This is a genomic window from Acinetobacter ihumii, from assembly GCF_900625095.1.
GTDB lineage: Bacteria > Pseudomonadota > Gammaproteobacteria > Pseudomonadales > Moraxellaceae > Acinetobacter > Acinetobacter ihumii.
The window spans coordinates 2,762,346-2,785,183 of sequence record NZ_LR130760.1 but is presented as its reverse complement, the minus strand read 5'-3'; the positions used below and the strand labels follow the sequence as shown (position 1 = coordinate 2,785,183).

General features: G+C 39.0%; 15 protein-coding genes and 4 pseudogenes. 7 read left to right on the top strand and 12 right to left on the bottom strand.

Annotated elements, in window-relative coordinates:
- Positions 1–128 precede the first annotated feature (128 nt).
- The 7 genes from E0D95_RS13145 (at position 129) to E0D95_RS13115 (ending at position 9,810) form a co-directional block, all read left to right on the top strand.
- Positions 129–500 carry a DUF4124 domain-containing protein gene (locus E0D95_RS13145; RefSeq protein WP_130804337.1) on the top strand — a complete coding sequence of 124 codons (372 nt, stop codon included), beginning with the start codon at positions 129–131 and terminating at the stop codon, positions 498–500.
- Positions 501–663: 163 nt separating this feature from the next.
- Positions 664–3,303, top strand: a complete 2,640-nt coding sequence (gene leuS, locus E0D95_RS13140; protein WP_130804335.1) for a leucine--tRNA ligase — start codon at positions 664–666, stop codon at positions 3,301–3,303.
- A gap of 114 nt (positions 3,304–3,417) precedes the next feature.
- Positions 3,418–3,942: an LPS-assembly lipoprotein LptE gene (lptE, locus tag E0D95_RS13135; protein WP_130804333.1), complete on the top strand. Its 525-nt coding sequence runs from the start codon at positions 3,418–3,420 to the stop codon at positions 3,940–3,942.
- A gap of 26 nt (positions 3,943–3,968) precedes the next feature.
- Positions 3,969–4,958, top strand: a complete 990-nt coding sequence (gene holA, locus E0D95_RS13130; protein WP_130804331.1) for a DNA polymerase III subunit delta — start codon at positions 3,969–3,971, stop codon at positions 4,956–4,958.
- Between the two features lie 102 nt (positions 4,959–5,060).
- Positions 5,061–6,410 carry a MacA family efflux pump subunit gene (locus E0D95_RS13125; RefSeq protein WP_130804329.1) on the top strand — a complete coding sequence of 450 codons (1,350 nt, stop codon included), beginning with the start codon at positions 5,061–5,063 and terminating at the stop codon, positions 6,408–6,410.
- 2 nt (positions 6,411–6,412) lie between these two features.
- Positions 6,413–8,404 carry a MacB family efflux pump subunit gene (locus E0D95_RS13120; protein WP_130804327.1) on the top strand — a complete coding sequence of 664 codons (1,992 nt, stop codon included), beginning with the start codon at positions 6,413–6,415 and terminating at the stop codon, positions 8,402–8,404.
- Between the two features lie 11 nt (positions 8,405–8,415).
- The gene (locus E0D95_RS13115) at positions 8,416–9,810 is read left to right on the top strand and encodes an efflux transporter outer membrane subunit (RefSeq protein ID WP_130804325.1); all 1,395 of its coding nucleotides are present in this window, start codon (positions 8,416–8,418) and stop codon (positions 9,808–9,810) included.
- Positions 9,811–9,842: 32 nt separating this feature from the next.
- Here E0D95_RS13115 and E0D95_RS15880 read toward each other — a convergent pair.
- The 12 genes and pseudogenes from E0D95_RS15880 to orn form a co-directional block, all read right to left on the bottom strand.
- Positions 9,843–10,620 (bottom strand): annotated as a pseudogene (locus E0D95_RS15880) (putative type VI secretion system effector).
- Positions 10,620–11,402: a putative type VI secretion system effector gene (locus E0D95_RS13100; protein WP_130804319.1), complete on the bottom strand. Its 783-nt coding sequence runs from the start codon at positions 11,400–11,402 to the stop codon at positions 10,620–10,622. The pseudogene E0D95_RS15880 and the gene E0D95_RS13100 overlap by 1 nt, the downstream one beginning before the upstream one ends.
- A gap of 34 nt (positions 11,403–11,436) precedes the next feature.
- Positions 11,437–12,173: pseudogene (locus E0D95_RS13095) on the bottom strand (putative type VI secretion system effector).
- 10 nt (positions 12,174–12,183) lie between these two features.
- Positions 12,184–13,260: pseudogene (locus E0D95_RS13090) on the bottom strand (T6SS effector BTH_I2691 family protein); the annotation flags it as partial.
- Between the two features lie 78 nt (positions 13,261–13,338).
- Positions 13,339–14,232, bottom strand: a complete 894-nt coding sequence (locus E0D95_RS13085) for a tetratricopeptide repeat protein (RefSeq protein WP_130804317.1) — start codon at positions 14,230–14,232, stop codon at positions 13,339–13,341.
- Positions 14,233–14,388: 156 nt separating this feature from the next.
- A pseudogene (locus tag E0D95_RS13080) lies at positions 14,389–15,294 on the bottom strand (tetratricopeptide repeat protein).
- Positions 15,295–15,436: 142 nt separating this feature from the next.
- Positions 15,437–15,889 (bottom strand): hypothetical protein, encoded by a 453-nt coding sequence (locus E0D95_RS13075; RefSeq protein ID WP_130804315.1) that lies wholly within the window; start codon positions 15,887–15,889, stop codon positions 15,437–15,439.
- A complete protein-coding gene (locus tag E0D95_RS13070) occupies positions 15,890–17,389 on the bottom strand; it encodes a hypothetical protein (RefSeq protein ID WP_130804313.1) in 1,500 nt (499 codons plus the stop codon).
- Position 17,390: 1 nt separating this feature from the next.
- Entirely contained in the window at positions 17,391–20,144 is a 2,754-nt protein-coding gene (locus E0D95_RS13065; RefSeq protein ID WP_130804311.1) for a type VI secretion system Vgr family protein, read from the bottom strand.
- Between the two features lie 180 nt (positions 20,145–20,324).
- Positions 20,325–21,128: an enoyl-ACP reductase FabI gene (locus E0D95_RS13060; RefSeq protein ID WP_130804309.1), complete on the bottom strand. Its 804-nt coding sequence runs from the start codon at positions 21,126–21,128 to the stop codon at positions 20,325–20,327.
- 157 nt (positions 21,129–21,285) lie between these two features.
- Complete coding sequence (locus tag E0D95_RS13055) at positions 21,286–22,017, bottom strand: Bax inhibitor-1/YccA family protein (RefSeq protein WP_130804307.1); 732 nt, start codon at positions 22,015–22,017, stop codon at positions 21,286–21,288.
- Between the two features lie 185 nt (positions 22,018–22,202).
- Positions 22,203–22,754 (bottom strand): oligoribonuclease, encoded by a 552-nt coding sequence (gene orn / locus E0D95_RS13050; protein WP_130804305.1) that lies wholly within the window; start codon positions 22,752–22,754, stop codon positions 22,203–22,205.
- Positions 22,755–22,838 lie beyond the last annotated feature (84 nt).

Below are 22,838 nucleotides of genomic sequence, written 5' to 3'. Positions count from 1 at the left end.
CGTATTTGCTCTTTTCATTTTCATTCATTTGGCGCAATTTAGAGCGTATGATTTACAATACGATCTCTCTATTTTTTTTACAGCCTTTTCCTAGTGAAATCAGGTTATTGCTCATGGAAGTTTAAGCTATGGCCCAACACGTCTGTTATCGTCGTAAAGTGTTTGTTATTGGACAATGTGCCGTCGTGGCAGGCCTGATGCTACTTGCCACTCAAAATCATGCAGAACAATATTATAAATGGGTGGACAGCAAAGGTTCGACCCATTACACCACCACCCCACCACCCAAAGGTTCAAAAAAACAGGGGCAAGTGAAGACTTACGGACAGACCTCGCGTCCTAGTCAAAATAATGAATCAAATCATCAGCAAAACCCAACCCATTCTGAAAATGGCACAAAAAATCAGCCATCCGCACCAGTGAATAATGCTCCACAGCTTATGCCAAAATCAGAACAAACCACACCAAGTGTGGCACCTGCGACAAATCGAGCAGTCTAAACACCATGCTTCAATATTAAATAAAACACAGACCATGATAAATTCTGGGTCTGTTTTTTTATATCGTGCACAAAATCCCTCATACAACATGCGCTTTTTTTTTGATTTTGCGCTATGCTGTGCAGCAATATTTTTTTAACTTTTTGTTGTCCTTAATACGTTTATGACTACATCTCACATTGACCCCGAATATCAAGCAAGTGCCATCGAGCTTCAAGTACAAACTGACTGGGAAACTCGCAAGGCATTTAAAGTTGCAGACACTGTTGAAGGCAAACATCGCTATATCCTGTCGATGTTCCCGTATCCAAGTGGCAAACTGCATATGGGGCATGTGCGTAACTATACTATTGGGGATGTCATTAGCCGTTTTCACCGTTTAAAAGGCGAAACTGTATTACAACCGATGGGTTGGGATGCCTTTGGTTTACCTGCTGAAAATGCAGCAATTGCCCATCAGGTAGCTCCTGCCAAATGGACCTTTGAAAATATCGCTTATATGCGCGATCAACTCAAAAAATTAGGTTTATCTGTCGATTGGGATCGTGAATTTGCGACCTGTACACCTGAATATTATCACTGGGAACAATGGTTATTTGTTCAGCTTTATAAGAAAGGTCTAATCTATCGTAAACTTTCAACCGTGAACTGGGATCCTGTTGACCAAACCGTTTTAGCCAATGAACAAGTTGAAAATGGTCGTGGCTGGCGTTCAGGTGCATTGGTGGAAAAACGCGATATTCCAATGTACTACTTCCGCATTACTGATTATGCACAAGAATTATTAGACGATTTAGAGACGCTAAAAGACGGTTGGCCACAACAAGTCTTGACCATGCAGCGCAACTGGATTGGACGTTCAACGGGCATGGAAATTACTTTTCCTTCAGCAAATACTGAAATCTACGCCGATGGCTTAACCGTTTATACCACACGTGCTGATACTTTAATGGGCGTGACTTATGTTGCCGTTGCAGCAGAGCATCCATTGGCATTAAAAGCTGCTGCCCTCCAATCAGAAGCAGGCAACGCTGAACTGGCGGCATTTATTGAAGAATGCCGTATGGGTTCAGTGGCAGAAGCAGATTTAGCAACTGCTGAAAAGAAAGGCATGGCAACTGGTTTATTTGTGAAACACCCTGTGACTGGTGAAGATTTGCCTGTCTGGATTGCCAACTATGTCTTGATGTCATACGGTTCTGGCGCTGTAATGGCAGTCCCTGCACATGACGAGCGTGATTTTGAATTTGCCAATAAGTTTAATTTGCCAATCAAACAAGTGATTGATGCCAAAGGTGCTGATGATGCTGAATATTCAGCAACTGAGTGGCAAGAATGGTACGGCTCTAAAGAAGGTAAATTGGTTAATTCTGGTGAATTTAATGGTTTAGATTTTCAGGCGGCATTTGATGCTTTCCTTGCAAAATTAGAACCGCACGCTTTGGCAAACGCGAAGGTTCAATTCCGTTTACGTGACTGGGGCGTTTCTCGTCAGCGTTACTGGGGTTGTCCAATTCCAATGATCAACTGTGAAAAGTGCGGTCAAGTACCTGTTCCAGAAGATCAATTACCTGTGGTACTGCCAACTGATGTGGTTCCAGATGGTTCAGGTAATCCATTGAACAAAATGCCTGAGTTTTACCAAACCAAATGTCCAAGCTGTGGTGGTGATGCACGTCGTGAAACCGATACGCTAGATACTTTTGTAGAGTCATCTTGGTATTACGCACGTTATGCCTCACCTGATTTTACAGGGGGAATGGTCAAACCTGAAGCGGCACAAAGCTGGCTTCCTGTGAACCAATATATCGGTGGTGTAGAACATGCAATCTTACATTTACTGTATGCACGTTTCTTCCATAAATTGATGCGTGATGAAGGTGTGGTACAAGGCAATGAACCCTTTACCAATTTGCTGACGCAAGGCATGGTGTTGGCTGATACGTTCTATCGTGAAGCAGAAAATGGGAAGAAAACTTGGTTCAATCCTGCTGACATCGTGTTAGAAAAAGATGAAAAAGGTCGAATCCTGTCTGCAAAATATTCAGGCGATGGTCAGGACGTGGTGATCGGCGGACAAGAAAAAATGTCCAAGTCGAAAAATAACGGAATTGATCCACAAGCCATCATTGACCAATACGGCGCAGATACCGCACGTGTGTTTATGATGTTTGCTGCACCACCCGATCAGTCTTTGGAATGGTCAGATGCCGGTGTTGAAGGTGCAAATCGTTTCTTAAAACGTGTTTGGCGTTTAGTGGCCAGTTTCCTTGAAAAAGGCAATCCAGCAACGGCTATCGACACTGCAAATTTATCAAAAGATGCGCAAGATTTACGTCGTAAAACCCATGAAACCATTCAGAAAGTCGGTGACGACATTGAACGTCGTCATGCATTTAATACCGCTATTGCAGCATTGATGGAACTCCTCAATGCCAGCAACAAATTTGAAGCACAAAATGATAATGATGTTGCGGTGTTACGTGAAGCGATTACAACCCTGCTGATTTTGCTTGCACCATTTGCACCACATTTAAGTCAGACTTTATTGACTCAGTTTGGTGTGGATTTAGTTCAAGTCACTTTCCCAGTGGTGGATGAATCCGCATTGACGCGTAATACCCAAACCATTGTGGTACAGGTGAATGGTAAATTACGTGGTAAGTTGGAAGTTTCCATTGATATTTCAAAAGATGAGCTTTTGGCACAAGCTAAAGCTTTACCAGAAGTTCAACAATTCCTGACCGGCCCAAGTAAAAAAGAAATTGTAGTACCCAATAAATTGGTGAATTTGGTCGTGTGATTGGAACAAAACCCAAACAAAGCCCGTTGTCATTCAATGGGCTTTGATTTTAAAATATCGTGAATTTTAAAAATTAAAGATTCCAAATCATTTGGAATACCATGAGGATAAAGCATGCATTTGGCTCAACGTATAGCAACAGTGATCCTCACTTTAGGCTTAAGTGCAGGTCTGGTGGGTTGTGGCTTTCATTTAAAAGGAACTGATCCTCGCTCCGCACCTCTGGTTTATCAAAAACTTAATCTGGCTTTTCCTGACAACACTGACGAACTGGAAAAACAGCTCAGTGTTTATTTGGCTGCCAGTGGCGTACAACTCAGCAATGCCAATGATGCCTACGTCTTACGTGTGCTTGAATATACGCCGCGTCGTCAGCTCCTCAATGGAAAACTCACTGAAGTTTTATTACGATTGACCGTAACCTTCCAGATTGAAGATCAGCAAGGAAATGCTATAACCGCTCCACGTACCTTAACCGCAGCGCGTAGCTATCAGTATGATCTGGCAACAGTGAACACTGAAAATCAGGAAGAAAGTTATCTGGATCGTATTGTGATTGATGACATTGCCCAACAGATTGCTCGTCAAATTTCTGCCAATCGTCTTCCTAAAGCCACGACACAAAATACAACGCCTTAGATGTATTTTAATCTCAAGCCGTTGTTATGAAACTGGATTATCTACAAGCGTTAAAGCGTGCTTCAGAAGCGCGTGGCGCATGGATTTTGCACGGGCAGGAACCTTTGCTTGAGCAAAATTTACTGGATCATTTTCGCAAAAGCTGGCAACAGCAGGATATTGAACGTCAGCGTTATGACATTGCGAATGTGAATGACTGGAAAACGGTGTTTAATGCACTCAATAGTCTTTCTCTATTTTCACAACAGCTTGCCATTGAAGTACATGGCAATATCAAACCTGATGCCAACGGATTAAAGCAACTCAAAAGTTATTTACAACATAATGAATCTAATCTGTTGCTGATTGTTTTACCCAAACAGGATAGTTCTAGCTTAAAGTCAGCATTTTTTCAGACGGTTGAAGCCAATGGTGTTGTGGTGGCTTTAACGGCAGCATATCCTCAGGATCGTCAGCGTATTTTAAATATTGAAGCTGAAAAGTTGGGGATTCAACTGGATCAAGATGCGTGGGCATGGCTGATGCAGCATCATGAACATAATTTATTGGCTGCAAAAAATAGCTTAATGCGAGTTAATGATACTTTCCCAGATCAAGCCCTGATTCAGATTGAACAGCTTTACGCTTGCTTACAAGACCAATCCCGCTACACCACTTATGATTTAAGTGATGCTTTACTGGAAGGCAATCTGGCGCAGTCGATTAAAATTTTTCAGTATCTGGTGGCCTCAGGTGAACCCCATAGCTTAATTCTGTGGACCCTAAGCAAAGAAATGCGGCTGTTGATGCAATTATTTGAACAACCACAAAATGCATTACAACTTGGCATTTGGAAAACCAAAGTAGGTCATTATCAACAAGCCCTACGTCGTTTAAACCCCCAACAGTTTTTAAGTTGGCCAACTTTGCTGCTACAGATTGATGCTGCAATTAAAGGCATGTCTAATGAAAATCCTGAACATCTGATTCAACAAGCGATTGCTGAACTGTGTGGAACCAGCTTATTTTCACATTAAAATCATTCTGCAATATTGCATTAAATAAATAAAAATATTCACGTTTTATCCTTATTTCACTTTTATACTATTTTCACTTTATGCCGAACTCGCGATCTCAACATGCCAAAAATAAAAACCTCCAAAGTCATTATTGCTGTAATTTGCGTTGCAATTCTTGCTGCACTTGCATGGACTTTTTTTAAACCCAAGCAACAACAACCCCAGTATATTACTGAAACAGTTTCACGTGGCGATCTGGAAAATACGGTACTGGCGACAGGAACACTGGACGCAACACGCTTAATTAGTGTGGGTGCACAGGTATCAGGGCAGGTTAAAAAAATGTATGTGCAATTGGGAGATGAAGTAAAGCAAGGGCAACTCATTGCACAGATTGACTCCACTACTCAGGAAAATAGTTTAAAAACTGCCGATGCCAATATTAAAAACCTAGAGGCACAGCGTTTACAGCAAGAAGCGAACCTGAATGAAAAACAACTTGAATATCGTCGCCAGCAACAGATGTATGCACAAGATGCAACCTCAAAAGCAGAATTAGAGTCGGCTGAGGCTGCGTATAAAACAGCACAGGCACAAATTAAAGCGCTAAATGCCCAGATTGAATCGGCTAAAGTGACGCGTTCAACTGCACAGACCAACATTGGTTATACCCAGATTGTTGCACCAACAGATGGTACTGTGGTGGCGATCGTGACTGAAGAAGGTCAAACCGTTAACGCCAATCAGTCTGCACCAACCATTGTCAAAATTGCAAAATTACAAAATATGACCATCAAGGCGCAGGTCAGTGAAGCCGACATCATGAAGGTCGAAAAAGGCCAACAGGTCTATTTCACCACACTTGGCGACGATAAAAAGCGTTATGCGACTTTACGTCAGATTGAACCTGCACCAGATTCTATTGCAACGGAATCAAGCAATTCATCGAGTTCATCAAGCAGTAGCACCAGCACCGCCATTTATTACAATGCCTTATTTGATGTGCCGAATGAAGATGGCAAATTACGTATTGATATGACTGCCCAAGTCTATATCGTATTGGATTCAGTCAAAAATGCCTTACTGGTTCCATCTTCTGCATTATCTAGCCGTCCAGCTGGTGCACAAAATCGTTCTGGACATCGCCCATCTGCTGGAAGTTCTGCCCCTACAGCCGAACAAAAACCTGAACGAGATAAAAATGCACCTCGTCTGGAACGTTTAAACCTGAGCGCTGAACAGAAACAAGCGATTGAAAATGGTAAAGCCAGCTTAAGTGTGGTTCGCGTGTTACAAGCAGATGGTTCGGCTCAACCGAAGCAAGTGCTGATTGGCATTAATAACCGTGTTAATGCCCAAGTGATTGCAGGTTTAAAACAAGGGGATCAAGTTGTTATTGCCGATAGTGCTGATACCTCAGCTGCATCTGCCAATAGTGGGAACCGTCGTCGTGGACCAATGGGAATGTAAGCATGACTCAAAACGCTTTGCTTGAAGTCAGCAATCTGGTACGAGAGTTCCCTGCTGGCGATAGTACCATTCAAATTTTAAAAGACATTAATCTCACCATTTATGAAGGTGAGTTAGTGGCCATCGTCGGTCAATCAGGTTCGGGTAAATCAACCCTGATGAATATTCTGGGTTGTCTGGATCGACCGACCAGTGGTAGTTATAAAGTCAATGGTCAGGAAACAGGTCAACTAGAACCCGATGATTTGGCAAAATTACGCCGTGAATATTTTGGCTTTATTTTCCAGCGTTATCATTTACTCGGTGATTTGACTGCCGAAGGTAATGTTGAAGTTCCTGCCGTTTATGCAGGTGTCAATCCCACAGAACGTAAACAGCGCGCAACAGCTTTACTGACTGAACTCGGCTTAGGCAGTAAAACCCAAAACCGTCCAAGTCAATTATCTGGCGGTCAACAGCAACGGGTTTCGATTGCGCGTGCACTGATGAATGGCGGTGACGTTATTCTTGCCGATGAACCCACAGGTGCGCTTGATTCGCATAGTGGCGTTGAAGTCATGCGGATTTTACGCGAACTCAATGCTGCGGGTCATACTGTCATTATTGTCACGCACGACATGCAAGTGGCCAAAAATGCCACACGAATTATTGAAATCAGTGATGGACAAATTATTGCAGATCGCGCCAATACGCCTGAATATGAAACCGAACTGAATACAGATCCTGATGCAGCACCTGCCCTTGCCAACAAGCAAGCCAAAGGCAAAAGTGTTTCCGCTTTACGTTCTGCACTGGATCGGCTTTCAGAAGCATTCCAAATGGCGCTACTGTCAATGAATGCGCATCGTATGCGTACTTTTTTAACCATGCTCGGCATTATCATTGGGATTGCTTCGGTGGTTACTGTTGTGGCGTTGGGCAATGGTTCACAAAAGCAAATTCTGGAAAATATTAGCAGTCTAGGCACCAATACCATCACTGTGTTTCAGGGGCGTGGGTTTGGTGATAACTCTAAAACGGCGAACTTTAAAACACTGGTTCCTGCGGATGCGGATGCTTTAGCTACACAACCGTATGTCAGTGCTGTAACGCCAATGGTCAGCACATCCAAAACCATTCGTTATCAGGAAAATGAAGCCAATGCCACCATTAACGGTGTTGGTAACGACTACTTTGATGTCAAAGGTTTAAACTTTAAAGATGGACAAAGCTTTGATTCACGTAGTGTCCGTGACCGCACACAAGATGTGGTGATTGACAGCAATACCCAAAAACAATTTTTTGCTGATGGCACCAATCCGATTGGTCAAGTGGTGTTATTGGGCAGCGTACCTGCACGTATTATCGGGATTGTAGAACCACAAGCCAGCGCAATGGGCTCAGATGACACCTTAAATGTGTATATGCCCTATACTACGGTTATGAGTCGTATGCTCGGTCAAGCCAATGTGCGTAACATCATTGTACGGATTAATGATCAATACTCGACCAGCGCAGCGGAAAATGCCATTGTGAATTTATTGACCTTAAGACATGGTCAACAAGATATTTTCACCATGAACAGTGACAGCATTCGTCAAACCATTGAAAAAACCACCAGTACCATGACCTTATTGGTATCGGCGATTGCGGTGATTTCATTGGTCGTTGGCGGTATTGGTGTGATGAATATTATGTTGGTATCGGTTACTGAACGTACCCAGGAAATTGGGGTGCGTATGGCGGTTGGCGCACGTCAAAGCGATATTTTGCAGCAGTTTTTAATTGAAGCGATTTTGGTGTGCTTAATTGGTGGCGTGCTCGGTGTGCTATTGTCATTGGGCTTAGGCCAACTGATTAATAAAGTCGCTGCGGGTAACTTTGCTGTCGCGTACTCGACGACCTCCATTATCGCTGCATTTGTCTGCTCTACCCTGATTGGCGTTGTGTTTGGATTTTTACCTGCTAAAAATGCCGCAAAACTTGACCCTGTTGCCGCACTATCCAGAGAATAAAAGGAAGCATTATGCCATCATCTAAATTAACAAACGTATGCGCACTCCTGCTGTCTTCATTCACTTTAGTGGGTTGTGCTGCTATGGTTAAAACACCGTACCAAACACCAACGGTACAAACGCCGCAACAGTTTAAATATGATCAAAATACTCAAAATTCAAACTTTGACCGTTATGCAGATCGCTGGTGGACATTATTTGGTGATCAACAACTGAACCAACTGGTCGATCAAGTCATTGCCAAAAATACCGACTTGGCGGTTGCAGGTATTGCCATCCAGCAAGCACGTTTAAGAGCAGGATTAGCTGCTGATCAACAAGAGCCAAGAGTAAGCTCTGGCGTTTCTGCGGGGCATCGAATTGACCTGAATTCGGGAAATGATAACTCACAAGGTTTATCTTTAAGTGCAGGGGTTAGCTATGAATTAGATTTATTTGGTAAATTAGCACGTCAAACCGAAGCCTCTAAATGGGAAGCACTCGCCACTGAACAAGACTTACAAGCCACTGCTCAAACCTTGATTGGAACCACCGCAAAACTGTATTGGCAATTGGCTTATCTCAATGAAAGTCTTGCAACAGCAAAACAAAGTCTGGCAAGTTCTGAGAAATTATATAGTCTCGTCAATAGCCAATATCGAGCAGGTGCAGTTTCTGGTCTGGATTTGACTCAGGCTGAACAATCAGTTCAAAGTCAAAAAGCCAATTTAAGTCAAATTCAGCAAAGTCTAGTAGAGACCCGTACTGCGATCGCGGTGTTATTGCACATTCCTGTACAGCAATTAAATATTCAAGAGCCACAACGGCTGCCACAAGTCAACTTACCACAAATTGCAGCGGGATTACCTGCCGATATTTTATCGCGTCGACCTGATTTAAGAGCTTCTGAACTCCGTTTACGTGAAAGTTTGGCAACCAAAGATGCGACTACAGCCAGTTATTATCCATCAATAAGTTTAACGAGTAGTTTAGGCGCAAGCAGCACCTCTTTAACCGAATTAGTAAAAAATCCTTTACTGACCTTAGGTGCAAATCTGAGCCTACCTTTCTTGCAATATAATGATATGAAGAAGAATATTGCAATTAGTCAGCTTGATTATGAAAAAGCGATTATTCAGTATCGTCAAACTTTATACCAAGCGTTTGCCGATGTAGAAAATGCACTTTCGGCACGGACGCAACTCAACCAACAAGTCCAATTACAACAACGTAATCTGGAATTGGCTGAAAAAGCCGAACGCTTAACTGATGTTCGTTATCGTAATGGTGCAGTGGCATTGAAAAATGTGCTAGATCAACAGGAAACCACACGTTCTGCCCGTTTGAGCTTAGTCAACACCAAACAGAGCCAATACAATGCTTATGTCACTTTGATGCAAGCCTTGGGTGGTTCACCAGTACAGTAATTGCCTTAAAGTAAAGAAGCCACTTCGGTGGCTTATTTTTTCTGATTAAAATAATCTTCTGGATAGGGATCTTGACCTTTTAAATTTTTTCTATAATCCATAACACTGATGTTGATTCCATCATTAATTAAATAATCATTGTAAAAATCCTGCTCTTTAGGATTATCAAAACCTAGTTTTTCAAATATCTGCTCTGATAATTCTCCAAAATTTTTATATGACTTTCTATAGCCAAAATAATTAACAAAACCAGAAATTGCTACAGAAACAAATAAAGAAATCCCCACAATCTCTAGAAAATATAAAATTGTATTCATGGAATAGGAAAAGTTAAAAATAAAATAAAATAAAAATAAAGAGGAAACCCCATGACAACAATGTAAAATAGTAAGTCTGCATAATAATGGCTTTATAACCCATTTTTACTGAACGCCCCATTTCATAGATCATATACAATAAGCCTGATTTAGGATCAATAATTGCATAAACTTGATGACGTCCATCTACAGGCTTGTCATTAATTACAGCGATCAGTTCATCATTTTCGTTAAAACGTGCGGTCGTAAATTGCCCCAATAAAGAATGTCCTTCTGTTTCCCCCGTAAACGTGATGCCATCTTTAGCTTTACCTGCCAACACTAGGATAGGGGCACTGGTAAGTAACGAACTACTTTCAGCCAGTACACCAGCAAAAGCAGTCCCAGCGGCAATTCCACCCACATTTTGATTTACGAGTATTTTAGATTTGGCTTTTTCTAAAGAATGGATTGGGCCTTCTACCTTTTTTAGATTTAATTGTAGACCAGTCATCATTCATTAACTTTTTTCTTATCAAAATAATCTTCTGGATAAGGATCTTGACCTTTTAACTTATTACGATATTTCATTACACTAATCTGAACACCATCATCAGTTAAAAATTCATTATAAAAATCCTGTTCTTCCGGACATTCAAAACCTAGTTTCTCAAATATTTGCTCTGATAATGTTCCAAAATTTTCATATGATTTACGAAACGCAAAATAATTAACAAAAGTAGAAAAAACAATCGATATAACCAACATAATTAAGATGAACGAAATTAACTTAAAGAAAGTTTCTAAACTGTAAGAAAAATCAAATATAAAAAAAAGTAAAAATATAAAAGAAATAAAAATCCATGAAATTAAAGAAAAATAAAATATCTGCTTGATAATGGCTTTATAACCCATTTTTATTGAACGGCCCATTTCATAGATCATATAAAGCAAACCAGATTTAGGATCAAGAATGGCATAGACCTGATAACGTCCATCTACAGGCTTGTCATTAATTACAGCAATAAGCTCATCATTTTCGTTAAAACGAGCCGTCGTAAATTGCCCCAGTAAAGAATGTCCTTCTATTTCCCCTGTAAACGTAATGCCATCTTTAGCTTTACCTGCCAACACTAGTATAGGAGCACTGGTAAGCAACGAACTACTTTCAGCCAGCACACCTGCAAAAGCAGTCCCAGCAGCAATTCCCCCCACATTTTGATTTACGGGTATTTTGAATTTGGCTTTTTCTAAAGAATGGATCGGGCCTTGAACAAGCTTTAAGTTTAGTTTCAAATGATTTACCTTAAATAACCTTAATTTTAGCTAGTTATATATTCCGTTCTTTTTGCTCTATATAGCTTTCTGGGTATGGATCTTCTTTAATGACCTTACGGTATTCATATACAGACTCAAGTAACAAATGATCTTTTTTACTCAAGTAGCGACTTGGTAATAAAAAAACCTCTTGAGGATCTTTAAATCCATACAAATCAAAAATCTGCTCTGATTTTTCTGAAAAATGTTTTAATGAATTTGAAGCATTTTTAATAATAAAAAATAAAATAAAATAGCTACTCCTAAAAAAATTAATATATCAACCTGACTAAAACCTCTTGCCCAAAAATAAATTAAAGATCCCAAAAAAATTGTTATCGCGTACCAAACATTTCTACCTTTAGCTATAGAAGTCAGATTAGCTTTAACAGAAGCTCCCATCCCAACCTGCATATGAAGTAAGCCTGTTTTAGGACTCAATATAGAATAAAGCTCATAGAAGTTTTTTTCTAACTGCCTAGCCACACAAATAATATATTCATTTTCAACTAATAGCGCACGATGAAATTTTCCTATGCAGATTTTTCCATCTATTTCCATTACAACAGACTGCACATGCAAACTGCTTTGCGATGCTAGAAATACCGTTTGTGCGGATAATGAAACACTTTCTGCTACACCGTTTAGAATTGCTGAAGCTGCAATTTGAGTATCGCAAGACTTTCCAAATGCACTTAAAGAGTCATCATAAATCTCTAATCTTTGAATGCGACCTTCAAATTTTAACATCTCAAACATTTTAAACGCTCACAATAGCTTTACTAAAAGCCACTTCTTCATCTTTAAATAGCTTAAATTTACTTGAATCCTTACCAAATATTGATTTTTCACACCACTTTTTTAAATCATCGTCTAGCACATATGTCTTAAACAAATATTCAAAGCAAACAATACCAATCCAATTACAATATGCTGCAATACGAATAAAATTTGCACCTAAAAGCATTTTTGTAAAAGCTATTTTATTAGCTGACGTCACTATCCATGAATTTTTTAATATCGGTAAATTTAGTAATAAGCCAAAATCGACTTCAACCATTACTAAAGATACAGTTGCCTTTGTGAATAGAAATGCCATAAGAATTTTATCTTTATCACCTTCTTTTTCCTTATACAAGGCAAATGCATCTATACAAAAAGATATAGTAGCTGCTGAAACAGCCAGTCTTGCACCATACAAGCGAATTTTATTTGCCTTCTCCTGAGAACTTAAAGCTTCCATCCCCCCACCAGCAATATCCAATACTGCCGCTGAAGATGCTAATACCCCTGATATTAATTGGAATCCATTTTCCCAATCTTTGTCGCCAATAAACTTATTAGATTGAACTCCAAAATTTATTAATTCAAACAAGGCAACGATACTGGAAATCCTAATTGCTACACTTGTTGAAGACTTACTCAGAATTTCTTTAATTTTTTGTGCCACGGTATTCTGCCCTGCATTTTTCCAAAGTTTTTGGATTTCAGTCGCATTCAACTGACTAGCTGCATTCGTCATTTTCAAGTCAATATTATAGAGCAATGACCATTTCGGCACTTTGTCTGTTAATAGTGAGCTATGCGCATAAGCTATAAATGAGACGCGCGCAAGATTTTTTGCAATCAATGGATTTACGTTATATTGCAGACTCCACTTAGTCACACTTCTGGTAATTTCTGAAATCCAGAGCAAAGATTTAGCTGGGTTATACCATTTTAGATTATTAACTTTATTGTTTGGATCAGCTAACCATTGCTCCCAAAGTTGATCAGCACTGACAAAAGCAACAATTAAACCTTTTAAACTAGATTGGGTCTGATCCCAAGTTAGAGAGATTTTCGCAGTAAATCAATATCTAAAAAATAGGCTTAACTAAATAAGCCTATAGATATGACAGTCAATCTGTTAAAACTAAAGTTTAGACTTCCAATAGTTTTCTTTTTCAGTATTATATTTTGGACTTTTTACATCCGAATAAATATCAACTAAGAGCTGTATTGCAGCTGTATTTTTATGCATTGCCGCTTTCTCTGCATATTCAATAGATTTACTTAAATCCTGATCAGTACCATTTCCAGTATAATATTTAAGAGCAGCATTATATTGTGCTTCAGGGTTACCATTATTAGCCGACTTTATAAACCAGTTCATTGCTTGAATAGGATCTCTTACAACCCCTTCACCTTTTTCATAATTAAGCGCTACATTATTTTGCGATTTAATATCTCCTTGCTCAGCTGCCTTCATAGACCAATAGAATGACTTTTCTAAATCTTTATTCACCCCAGTACCAGTATGTAATTGGTACGCTATAATTTTCTGAGATTGTAAAAACCCTAATTCTGCTGCCTTTTGGAAATATTGATATGCTTTACCCTTATCCTCAGTAATACCCACTCCATCATAGTAAGCAACACCAACATTATGTAAAGCAACCATATTATTTTTTTCTGCTGATTTTTTGTACCAAAATAAAGCTTTTTGATCATCAGTCTCTTTTATGTAACTTGATCCATCTTGATATAATAAACCAAGTTGCAACATAGCCTCATCATTACCAAGGTTTGCAGCCTGTTCAAATAAATGAAATGCTTTTTTTTGATCATCAAAGCTATCACTATTAGTTGCGTAGCTAGATGCGAGTATAAATAAAGCTCTAGGGTCACCTTTTTGGGCAACTTTCTCTAAATATTTTTGGGATGAAAACCCAGAATTTGATACTTGAGAATCTAATGTCTGATTACTACCCTCACTACAAGCAGATGTAAAAACTATTAAGGCAATAAAAATCAATCTAAGCTTCATTAATAATAACCTTTTATTTCATCTTAACTAATACATTTAAAAACTCCGAAGTGATAGCAACTCATATCCACTCCCGCCAAAATTATACTTTTAAGAAAAAGATAAATTTCAAACCCATTAAGTTTAATGGGTTTTCTTTTTAACAAGATAAAAATATTAAATTTTAGACTTCCAATATTGTGCCTTTTCTGGATTATACTTTAAACCACTTTCATCGGAATAAATAGAATAAATTAATTTTATAGCAGAATTACTTCCATTATTAGCAGCCATTTCTGCATATTTAAGGGCCTCATCTAAATCTTGTTCAATACCCGCACCATTATAATATTTAAGTGCAGTATTATATTGAGCTTCGATCTGCCCATTTTCTGCTGCACGTTTAAACCAAGTGAGTGCTTTAATTGGATCTTTTTGAACCCCTTCTCCTAACTCATACGAAAGTCCTACATCATTTTGTGATTCTACATCACCTTGCTCTGCTGCCTTTAATGACCACTTAAATGATTCCTTCAAATTTTTATCGATGCCATCACCATTATATAATTGAGATGCCACAATAGTTTGAGACTGTAATAGACCTGATTGAGCTGATTGAATAAAATATTTAAATGCTGTAGCTCTATCTTCTTTAACACTTAAACCTTTATAATAAGCCAAACCCACATTATGAATTGCAGAAGGATTTCCACTTTTAGCTCCCTCTTTAAACCACATCAAAGCTTTTTGATCATCTTTTTCTACAACATCATTACCATTCCGATAAATCAAGCCTAGCTGTAACATTGCATTAGAAGAACCTAATTTGGCAGATTTTTCAAATAATTCCAAAGTTTTTTTCTGATTAAATTCAACACCTTAACCAGTAGCATACATGGAACCTAACACGAATAATGCTTCAGGATCATTCGCTCTTGCCGTTTTTTCTAAATCATCTTTTGTCTTAAAGTCAGAAATTTCTTTATAGTCTTTGGTTAAAATTCCAGATTTATTATTCTGCCCGCCTTCACTACATGCTGATGTAAGAACAACAAAAATCATTAATAAGATACGAAATTTCATCATTAACTCCCCAATTTAATAACAAACTACTATTTCAACACAATCAAGTATTAATTAATTTTCAATAGCTTATTAACCATTACTTAATAAGATGGCACACTTAGCACATGATTCTGTAATATCTCACTTCATGACTTAAATTTTAATATTTCCCCAAACCTAAAACCTCTCTAAAGAAAATTAAAGAAAAAATATAGAGCAAACAATATAAAAAGAAAAAAACATTAAAAATCATCCATTTAGGGAAATTTTCAATTAATCTAATAGCATTATTAAAATTTAAATTTGGATAAAGATAAGTAGGGCTACTTTCTCCTTCTTTAAAAAAAAACATTTTTTCTTTTTTAAGAATTTTGATTTCGATAATATATGAAATAAAAACTCTTGCAAAACTAGAAGTAAATATAAAAATTTCCTCCAAACTAAATTCTCCTATATATTTTCTATCATCAAATAAGAGCTCACCAATATATCCCTTATTATCAATAATCATTTTTTTGGAAAAAAAATAATAAAACAGTAATAAAATTATATTAAATACCAATGATAAAAAGAATATTTTTTCACCATAATTTAACGCATTCAAAAATTGCATTTAACAGATACCCACTTTATTCGCTACTATATCTTTTGTAATATCACCAGTGTATTTACCACCAAAGTAAGCAGCAAGAGTAATTACAACTATTGCTCCTCCTCCAGTACTACCAACAATCAAAACAGCACCAGCCGATGCAACAGCTCCACCAACCACTCCACCAGCAAATTTTGCTGTTTCAACATATGTCACTTTTTTTGCAAGCTCTTTATCACCTGTTGCATACGCTTCTAAAATCTGTACAGCCCCAACGGCTATACCTAAACCAATAACTAAACGCTTAGCATCTTTCAAACCAGCACTGATTTTCCCTAAATCTAATATTTTTTGATCAAAAGCTTTAAGCCCCCCCTTAAAAGCATCATCTCTTAACAAAATATCAGTTTTTAAAAATCTCTTTAATGCGGGAGAATAATTTACTTGTTTTACTGCATGAAAGTCTTGCTTTGCTACAGTATCAAGCTCATTAAATAAACTTATATATTTTTGCCTAAATTTTTCTCTATTTATAGCTCTTGCTAACGGCGATTTAATTTTTTCCTCATAAGCATATGCTTGATCAATTTTCCTGGCAATATTATTTGCCTTTTTAATAGCATTCTCTTTAATTTCTTTAATTTCATTAGCTTTTAATGTTCGTGAAGCCTTATCTTTTTCCTCTCGATAACCAACTATTGCCCCTGCCTTGTCTTCCAGTTGCTCTAATGTTGTGTCTTCTCTATCAGCATCACAATATACTTTTTTAAATTCGGCAACCTTATCTTTTGCTACCTCATTTGCTAATACCATCTCATTTGCCATTTCCCAATAGCCGTACAGCATCTCATAATTTTGCGCGAGGAACTTCTCATCAAAATTATCTATTTTTTTCAAAAGTTTTAATTTTTCTTCAACACTACTTGCTAATTTTTTATATTCACTCAGCTTAGGATCATTCCCATATTTATTCGACAAAATAACCACCTGACAAGGCTTAAGTAATGTCATTGGTCCATTGCTTGATAACTCTGGCAAATGGGCATTATTATTTTTAAAAATTGAATACTCTTTTGTGGTAGGCGGGTATGCATAAATACGTTTTAACAACGCATCGACAGTCTCATTTTCTCTAATCAACAACCAACCAACCTCGACGCCTTCCTTTATATAAACTTTCTGGATTTTATTTTCTTCTATAGGAGAACTTTGCGCTTGATGGTGTTTAAACTTAATTTGTGTAAACTTTCCACTTTCAGATTGTGCTAAATGTGGGAGGATTGCTCCCTGATACCATTTACCATCTAAGAAAATATCAACTTGAACAACAGCAGTATCATAATTAACCTCAATTTTATGAGTTCTCATAAACTTATTAAAAGATGTCAGTTTAGATACATAAGTAGTTTTTGCTTCCGTTGTTTTTGCTGTAATCACATATTTCAAACGCGGCAAAGAAATATGTTTTGGAACATTCGTTAATACTGCTTGTGTAATCTTAGGTTGAGGATACTTTGCCATTTTAGTTATCCAATTTCTTTATTGTGTCATTGATTGCATGTAGATAGTAATTCTCTTGCTTATCAGTGACAAATGCCTTAGTCAAACCATTCACATCTGTTTTTCCATGGCCTACTTGTCCTTGATCATTCATTAACATGTAAGAAGTGAAAGGTAGTAACTCTTGAGTTTCAGTATCCCTCAATTCAAACTGTATTTTATATTGTCCAAGTTTAGGCATTAGCGGAATAGTCGCATGGGCACTAGCCCCCCCCTCAAACAAATGCTGCCCAGCCTTCACCTCAAACTTACCACCTGTCGTTGGAAAAATACCTGAACCATTAATTTTTAACTGTGAACCACCTGCGGTTAGATTAATCTCTGTCGGACTGGTAATATAAACCGTGTCTTCTGTCGAAATAATCTGCACCCCCTTACGTGCAATCAGGTCAGCACCATCGGACTGTGCCTGTATCTCAACCTTACCCTTGCCTGCATATAATCTTGCTCCCTGCTGTGCTGCAAACAGACTAAGCTTTTCACTGGCATGACCAATCAGGCTTTTTTGAGTACTTAAGTTAATGCTATCGCCTGCATTGTGACTGATCTGCCCATCTGCACTTAGGTGAATATCTTCATGACTACTCAAGGCAATACTACTAGGTGCGCTCAAAATCATTAAGGCTTGTTTAAATGCCGCAGCTTTGTCTTGATCTTGTTGTTCGATCTGTTCTAAAAAGCTTTTAAGGTTATCCAGTACTTCCAGTGGATCAGTCTGCTGGTTTTTGGCAACTTCACTTAAGGCTTTGGCATTATTTAAGTTACCTTCAATCTGCTGGATGGTTTCCTTAGTGTCTAGATGCTGACCTTGTGCTTGTTGCTGTTTATGTGTAGTGAGGTAGAGTCCCTCACCTGCGCGTAATGCTCCCCATTGATCTGTTCTCAGTTCAAAGCCTTCGCCTCGTCCTTCACTTTGCAGTTGTTGTTTGGGATAGCTCAGATTCCCCAGATTTAACTGGGTTGCACCATGGCTACTGTGTAGTTGGCTGCTGATCTGACCAGTCGTATCATCAAAGCGTAACTGGTTGTAGCCACTGCCTTGTATTTCTTCGGAACGAATACCACTCAAATGTTTGGTATCAGGGAGTTGCCCTTTAATATCAAATTTGGTCGGATGTCGTTCAGCTTCGTGAATTCGTCCCGTCACAAAAGGTCGGTCAATGTTGCCGTCAAAGAAGTCGATAACAACAATTTCACCGATACGGGGTAAGAATCGAGCGCCATAGCCTTCGCCCGCCCAAGGGGTTAGCACATCGACCCATGCTGAATCGGTATCGCTGTCATTACTACCTGCACCACCATCATGACTGTGATCTTCATTTCGGGTAAATAAAAAGCAGACTTTAATACGCCCCCATTCATCCACATGAATGGCCTGATCCTGTGGTCCTACCACTTTTGCTCGCTGTGGATGGGTTTCAGGGCGATGGTGTAAGGGATTATATTCAGGAACAGTTTTGATGCTACGGCGTATTAAGGTTAATTCGCTGGCATGGCGTTGCTCTGGATAATGTTGTTGCTGGGGCAATAGTTGTTGTAATTGTTGCGCCAACTCTTTAGGCAAGTTGTTTTGATTAGAGTAGTGTTTGCTCAGTATCAGAAATTCTTTATCTGAGCCAGTATGGCGATCTATTTCTGGGTGTCCATCCAGTTCAAACCAGTAGCCTACTTGTGCATCCCGGACTGTGCTGATGGCCTTGAAGTGTTTGCTTTGTTGGTGATGGTAGTCATTCAGGTTCTGGTTGAGTTGTTCGAGTTGTGCATGTCCTGAAGCAGTTGCTTGATCTTCGCCATTTAAGTCTGTAATCCACGCTGGACTGACCTGCCATGCATCTTCCAGATTAAGGCTGGCATTGTCGTAGTGCTGACTGTGTTGTTGTTTGTTTTGTACACTGCCACTACCTTCTTCTTGTTGTAATGCATCTGCTTGCCAGCGTTGTAAGTGAACCGCTGTGGGTTGCAAACTACGTTCGGCTATCAATTGGGTGATGCTGTCATAGTTTTCAGTGGCATTGCTACGCTGATAGCGGATATGTGTGCGTGGCAGAACCTGATAGTGTTGGTTATCATCTATGAGTCGTAGGATCTGGGCTTGTATGGGGCTTGTGATTGTTGCGACATTGAGTTGTGCTTCATCGATCAGCCAGTTAATACCTTCGCTACGCCAGAGTCGGGTCAGGTAGTCGTAGTCGGTCTCATTAGACTGCATACTAAAGGGACGGATGTCGTATTCTCGATTTAAGCCTGAGAGATCAAGGCTTAAACTAGCGGCAAACAGTGGACTTTTGCTCTGCCACTCTTTAAATAGGATTTCAGTGATCTCTGGAACACTTTTGTTCATAAAGACACGGCTATTACGGCGTTTGTACCAAAGTACCGTTGGGTCTTGTAAGGTCAGTGTATAAATAGTCAGTGCGCCATCACTTTGACCTTGTTGAGCTGCTGTAATAATGCCTGTGGTTCTAAATAATTGACCAGTGTCGGTGACCTGATCAACTGCAACTTGACAGCCAATAAATTGTTTTAGTGAAATATCAGCATGGGTAGAAAAGCACAGTAGTTCTGCCTGACTGCCTAGGTTCAGTTGATGCTGTCCATCGATGCGTTGTAAGAAAATTTGCGCATTAAGACTCGCATCGGAAAACTGGATATGGATGGCACGATACTGCGGACTAAGACCTAAACGTTCTAATATACTCGCCAAATAAACCTGCATTTTTGTTATCAATAAAACTTATACTGAAACGGAATTTTAATTAATTCAGACAAATCTGTCTATTTACTCTTGTTTATCTTTTCGTAATTAACTTATTTGAATTAAACTTAAGTTGAATGCTTGGATAATAAAAATGATGCCATAGCATCATTTTTTTTAAGGTTGTTATGCTGGATTATTCTATTCATCATCCATCATCGATGCGCTCATGCCCACTGTATTAAAGCCAGCATCCACATACATAATTTCACCCGTAATCCCTGAAGCCCACGGTGAACACAGAAATAATGCAGCATTGCCCACTTCTTCAATGGTGACATTACGTTTTAATGGAGAAATTTTTTCATTGGCATCCAACATTTTACGGAATGATTTAATTCCTGATGCTGCCAAAGTACGAATTGGACCTGCCGAAATCGCATTGACACGAATCCCGTCTGCACCCAAGCTTGAAGCTAAATAACGTACGCCCGCTTCAAGTGACGCTTTTGCCATGCCCATGACGTTATAGTTTGGCATCACGCGTTCAGAGCCTTGATAAGTCAAAGTTAATAGACAACCCTGACGTGATTGCAACAAAGGCTTTGCAGCGCGAGCCATGGCGACAAAACTATAGGCACTGATGTCATGGGCAATACGGAAACCTTCGCGGTCAGTGACATCGGTAAAATCACCATCTAGTGTGTGTGCTGGTGCAAAACCAATCGAATGCACCACGCCATCCAGACCATCCCAATGCTTGGCTAATTCTACAAAAGTATGGTCAATTTCAGCATCCACAGCGACATCACAAGGAAATACCAGTGATGAACCGAATTGTGCAGCAAATTCATCAACACGTTTTTTTAATTTTTCATTTGGATAGGTAAATGCCAACTCAGCACCTTCACGATGCAATGCTTGCGCAATACCAAACGCGATTGATAGTTTACTTGCAATACCAGCAATCAAAAAACGTTTACCCGCTAATAATCCTTGTGCCATGGTTTATTCACCTGAAAAAATTTATATGCATAATGCCAAGCTTCTGACCTTTAAGAAATTGCATAATGCACCTTTTTTACATCTTGCTAAAAAACTTCATAAAAAAATCGCCCCATATAGAGCGATTTGTTCACGAGATTAAATTTCAATGAAGCGTTTAGTCATTCGACAGAATACCAATCAAGCGCAAGAATGAAATATACATCCACACCAAGGTCGACAATAACGCGATACCACACACCCATTCGAACGCTTTCGGTGCGTGTTGGGCAGCGGCAGATTCAATTAAGTCAAAATCCAGAATTAAATTCAGTGAGGCAATGACTGCAACGAAAGCTGCAAAGCCGATGCCTAACCAGTTACTTTCAAAAATATACGGAACGCTCGAGCCAAATGCCAATCTCATGACCAATTGCACCACAAACACAATGGCAATTGCGATGGTTGCAGACATCACCACTGCTTTAAACTTTTCAGTCGCGCGAATAATGTGAAACTTATACAAGCCAAACATCACCAATGTCGTGACAAAGGTCGCCAATAAAGCCTGTAAAGGTGCGCCTGGAAATTTCGCCTGAAACATAAACGAAATACCACCCAAAAAAGCACCCTCAAATAAAGCATAAGGAATGGCTAAAGTCGGTGCAGTATTGGGTTTAAAAGTCGCCACTAGCGCAAGAATAAGACCACCAATGGCCCCAACCCAAGTTGCAGCAGAAGCAAGCGCAAAATTCAGGCTAAAAGCACAGTAAAAAAATACGGCTAAACCGGTAATGGCAGCAACAAGCGTTAAACCAATCGATTTTTGTACTGCACCAGCCACTGTCATTGATTGACTAAAGTCGCTGTAGGTTTCAACCCGAGTTAATATAGGGTTATTACTTTGCATACTTATCTCATTGTTTTAATAAAATTAATCATATAAACATTGTAAGGGCGTTTTATAAAAAACCAATATCGCAAAAATTTGTTTTTGTAACAGTATTTAAGCAAAAAGAGATGGAGTTCACCTCTTTTTGATGCATCAAGAATCAATCATAGCTGCGTTGTTGTGAATAACTTAGTTCTTAACAATTAGCTCTTAATAAAGAAGTATTCACGATAATATTTGAGTTCAGCAATCGAATCACGAATATCATCCATCGCCAAATGCGACGCATTTTTTTTCAAGCCACTCATGATTTCTGGACGCCAGCGTTTAGCCAGTTCTTTTACACTTGAAACATCCAGATTACGATAATGGAAAAATTGTTCTAGCTCAGGCATAAGACGATGCAAAAAACGGCGATCCTGACAAATTGAGTTGCCACACATCGGCGAGCTTTTTGGATTAACCCATTTTTTTAGAAATTCAAGCGTTTGCTGTTCGGCATCCTGAGCTTTTAATTTGCTACGACGTACTCGCTCAATCAAGCCAGACTGACCATGTTGGCGTGTGTTCCATTCATCCATGGCATTTAAAATACGGTCTGGCTGATGAATTGCTAAAACAGGTCCTTCTGCCAAAATATTTAAATGATCATCTGTAATAATGGTTGCAACTTCAATAATCTGGTCATTGTCTGTATCTAAACCAGTCATTTCAAGGTCAATCCAGATTAACCGTGTATCTAATGTGCTGCTCATGAATATGAAATCTTAAAAGCTTGAAAAACATCAATAGTAGCAAATTAATTACATCTTGGCTGTAATTGCATCCCCAGTTCATGC